This window comes from Rhodococcus sp. R1101 (assembly GCF_000278445.1).
GTDB classification, from domain to species: domain Bacteria; phylum Actinomycetota; class Actinomycetes; order Mycobacteriales; family Mycobacteriaceae; genus Rhodococcus; species Rhodococcus gordoniae.
The window spans coordinates 1-2,387 of the sequence record NZ_AJVB01000548.1 but is presented as its reverse complement, the minus strand read 5'-3'; the positions used below and the strand labels follow the sequence as shown (position 1 = coordinate 2,387).

3 protein-coding genes are annotated in these 2,387 nt (G+C 68.4%); all 3 read right to left on the bottom strand.

The genetic code is table 11. The annotated features are described in order from the left end of the window. The coding region (locus tag R1101_RS0121370; protein ID WP_026003564.1) for an AAA family ATPase at positions 1-433 on the bottom strand (433 nt) is incomplete at its 3' end. A 210-nt stretch (positions 434-643) separates the two neighbouring features. Then, positions 644-1,786, bottom strand: a complete 1,143-nt coding sequence (locus R1101_RS0121360) for an LLM class flavin-dependent oxidoreductase (protein ID WP_016935293.1) — start codon at positions 1,784-1,786, stop codon at positions 644-646. Further along, positions 1,783-2,387 (bottom strand): DUF1684 domain-containing protein (locus tag R1101_RS0121355; protein WP_016935292.1); only part of this gene is annotated, 605 nt, incomplete at its 5' end. The genes R1101_RS0121360 and R1101_RS0121355, both read right to left, overlap by 4 nt.

Genomic DNA, 2,387 nt, shown 5'->3' with positions numbered 1-2,387 from the left:
GCCGGGCGCCACGCAGGACGAGCAGCACCGGAGCGTCGAGGTTCGCCGCGATACGAGCGTTGTACGACAACTCGCTGGGATTGGCGATCTCGGTGTAGTCGCTGCCGACGATGACGACGGCGTCGCAGCGGTCGGCCACCGCGTGGTACTTGCCGACGATGTCGCTGAGCGCTGCGTCGGGGTCGTCGTGGACGTCGTCGTAGGTGACGCCGATACAGTCCTCGTAACCGAGGTCGACGGTGGTGTGTTCGAGCAGCAGTTCGAGGATGTAGTCGGTGTCGCTGTCGGAGCGCGCGATGGGCCGGAAGACGCCGACGCGGGCGGTGGACGCGCACAGCGTCTGCAATACGCCCAGAGCGACGGTCGATTTCCCCGTGTCCCCCTCCGGAGCTGCGATGTAGATGCTCGAGACGGACCCTGCAGCAGCACTCATGGATCCCACCCTAACGGCAAACTTTGCTCCGTCCGAGTGCCCACGCATATGCCCGGCCGCAGGTGCCCGGCCGGGCATATGGCGACTGAAATGGTGGTGAGCATCACGCTGTGCCATGCTGCTCGGCGAGCACCCCCAGCTCGACCGACTCGCGCGGGCCGAACTGCTTTGCCGCCAGGAAAGCGCACACAACCTTCCCCCGCCGGACGATCAGGCGGCGCGGACCCGCGCCAATCCCCATTCGTGGGCCAGGAGTTCGTAGGAACGCAGACGGTCCTCGTGGCCATGCGTGACCGAGGTGACGACGAGTTCGTCGGCGTCCGTCACTCGGCGGAGAGTGTCGAGGCGCTCCGCCACCGTGCTCGGCGACCCCACGAACTGGGTAACGATGCGGTCGTCGACGAGGGTACGCTCCTCGGCGGTCAGTGGCGGGGTGGTGTCCGGATTCGGGTACGGGATCGCACCGCGACCCACACGGATGCTGTGTGTCCAGTGCCCGTAGGTCGATGCCAGTTCGCGCGCGGTGGCGTCGTCGTCCGCGACGACCGCGTCGGCCGAGACCACGACGTACGGCTCCGACAGGATCGACGACGGACGGAACGCCGCCCGGTACGCCTCGACCGCTTCGACTGTCGTTCCTGGGCTGACGTGGTAGTTCGCACCGAACGGCAGGCCCAGGCGACCCGCAAGTTCCGCCGACGGTCCGGCGCTCGACCCGAACACCCACAGCTCGAGGTCGGCGCCCTCTCCCGGGCCGGCGTGCAGGTCGATTCCGTCCGGCGTCGTGTAGGTGCCGTTCAGGAAGGCGAGGATGTCCTCGACCTGCCGTGAGAAGTCGGGCGACTCGGCGCCGGGTTGCTGCAGGACACCGAAACTCGCGGCGAGACGCGACGACGACAGCAACTTCGCCGCCGAAAAGGGCGGCGGAATGATCAGCCCGTCGCGGATCTCCGTCGCCCGCGGAGCAGGTTCGGGAGCGGCCGCACCAGCCAGCGCCTCCGCCCGTCGCTGACCCGACCTGCCGAGACCGAGATCGATGCGTCCCGGGTACAGGGCGTCGAGGGTGCCGAAGGATTCGACGACACCGATCGCCGTGTTGTGCCCGAGCTGGACCGCGGCGGCACCGACACGGATGGTGCGGGTCGCGGCAGCGATCGCACCGATGAGCACGTCGGGTGCCGACGACGCGACGGCGACGAAGTGGTGCTCGGCGACCCAGTACCTTTTGTATCCCCACGCTTCGACGTGGCGCGCCAGGTCGAGGGTGTTGCGCAGTGCTTCCGGCACCGAGGATCCCTCGCTGACCGGCGAGAGGTCCAGCACGGACAGCGGGACCGGATTTACCGCGTTCACGACAACTGCCCGACACGCGGAGTACGTTCACCGGCTTCGACGGCGAACGGAAGGCGGTTCTGCGGCGGCGCGATCGGGCACGTCGCCGCGTCGGTGAACGCGCACGGCAGGTTCGCGGCGCGGGTGAAGTCGAGCGTGACCGTCCCGTCCTCGGCAGGCGCCTCGACCTGCAGGATCCGCGCGGCCGGATAGGTCGTCACCCCGCTCGTCGCGTCGGTGAACAGGATCCGCAGCGGACCGCCGGCATCACCGAAGGCAACGAGTTCGTGTTCGGCACCGTCGTATTCGAACCGGATCACACCCGCCGCCGGGTGGTGGTGTTCGAGCCCGTCGACGACCGCGCCCGTCGTCACGACCTGCTGTTCGTCGAATGCTTCGAAACGGGCGGTCAGTACCCAGGACGGGTCGGGTTCGTAGGCCGGGACGCCGGTGAACGACGCGAGAGCCGGTGCCGTCCGGTCGTGGATGCGGATCCCGAATCGTCCGGTGCGCCGGATGATCTCGACGAAGCCGCGGTCGAACTCAGCTTCGAGACCGGGCGCCCCCTCGACCGGCTCGTAGGTGGTGGTCTCCCCGTCGAATTCGTGGAACACCGATTCGC